The sequence below is a fragment of the Acidobacteriota bacterium genome (assembly GCA_003225175.1).
GTDB lineage: Bacteria > Acidobacteriota > Terriglobia > Terriglobales > Acidobacteriaceae > Gp1-AA112.
In genome coordinates this window covers 1-1,650 of the sequence record QIBA01000250.1, presented here as the reverse complement: position 1 = coordinate 1,650, position 1,650 = coordinate 1, and the positions used below count along the sequence as shown (strand labels likewise).

Sequence of the window (1,650 nt, the reverse complement as noted above, 5' to 3'; positions counted from 1 at the left end):
TAGAAGATATTAAAAAAGAAGAAGAAAAGAAATTTGGATTAGACGATGAAGAAGTTAGAACTTGGGCAGAAAATATAGAAATAGAAAATGAAGAAACACTTGAAAATATAATAATTGACGATGAAAAAATTATAAATACACCTGAAATTTCATCAAGTTCAGAATCAAGTTCAGATTCGGATAAAGAAAGTGAAATAGTTGAAATACTAGAAGAATTCGAATTATATTTTGGAAATCAAGACTTAAATCTTGAAAATTTATTTGAAGAAAATACTGAAAATATTGAAATGGCATTAAATATTGTGAAATCAAGTTTTTTTAGTAGAGGACCAGATGAAGATCCAAGTGAATAGGTCAAAGAATTTGATCGAGCAGCAGAAGCAAATGCATGGATAAATGATGATGCAGATGATAATTTAAGAACAAGAATGGCAAAAGCACATTTAAAGGGAGAAGCAGCAGATTGGTGTGATGATAATAATGCGACTTTAACTCGTTGGCATTCTAATGGTGATGCAGCCAATCGGTTAGCAGAATTAATTGTAACAAGATTTAATACGGGACAAAGAAAATTACAGTGGTTACAAAAATTTGATGAAGTAAGACAAAGACAAGGAGAAAGTTTAGAAGAGTTTAATAAGAGATTTGACAAAATTACCAGAAGGGTTGGAGCTGATGTAACAGATGTTGGAAAGGCAGCAGGATATACACGAGCTTTATTACCAGCTATTAAACAATTTGCACTACTAGGAAATCAAGGAACAGTAGCTGAAGCAAAGGAAAGTGCCAGAAGAGCAGAAATAAGTGCCTTTGGTTTTGCAAGACAATTAATACCAGAAGAAACTTTAGAGAATAATAAAAGTAATGAAACTGTTTATGAAAAGGTTAAGAAGGAAAAAACAGAAAAGGATATGGAAGATTTAATGAAAAAATTCGAAAAATTAGAAGTAAAATTAATGAATCAAATGGGAAATAATAGAGGAAATTATCAAAGAAATTATCAAGGAAATAACAGAGGAAATTATCAAGGAAACAATTATATTAGAAGAGATAATCAAAGAAATAATGACATTGTTTGTTATAATTGTAATAAAACAGGTCATATTAGACCAAATTGTCCAGAAGGAAGAAATAATAATGATAATAATAGAAGGAATAATAATGGAAATAATAATAGGAATTATAATAATGAGAGAAATAATGAACGAAATGTAAGATATTTAAACTTTAATAGCACTTTCGATGAGGATAGAAATGTGCGAAATTATGAATCCTCAGACAATGAAGATGATAATGAATATAATTGTAACTTTATTGAAATTGAAAAATCAGAAGATGAAGATAATGAATATGAACTTTATCCAGTACCAGTAAGAAAACAACCGAATAGAGAAGTAAAAAGTAGAGAGAAGGTTAATAAACATCAATCAGAATCAAAAAGAGAGCGAGAATTACTAGCAAATAGAAATAGAAAGTTAATAGATGAAGATTCAGATTCAGAAATGTCAGATATACAGGATAATCCAAGAATGTCAATGCCAGAAAATACATCAAATAATACACAAAATCAAGTAGGAAAAATGACAAGAATAGAAGCTCTACAAAAGGCATATCAAGTTAGAGAAAGAAAGTTTAAATGTAGAAACTGTG

The 1,650-nt window shown here is 29.1% G+C and carries 1 protein-coding gene and 1 pseudogene (1 of these 2 only partly in view); both read left to right on the top strand.

Annotated elements, in window-relative coordinates; all coding sequences use genetic code 11:
• Positions 1-13: pseudogene (locus tag DMG62_25115) on the top strand (hypothetical protein) (it extends 836 nt beyond the left edge of the window).
• A gap of 415 nt (positions 14-428) precedes the next feature.
• The coding region (locus DMG62_25110; protein PYY18972.1) for a hypothetical protein at positions 429-1,650 on the top strand (1,222 nt) is incomplete at its 3' end.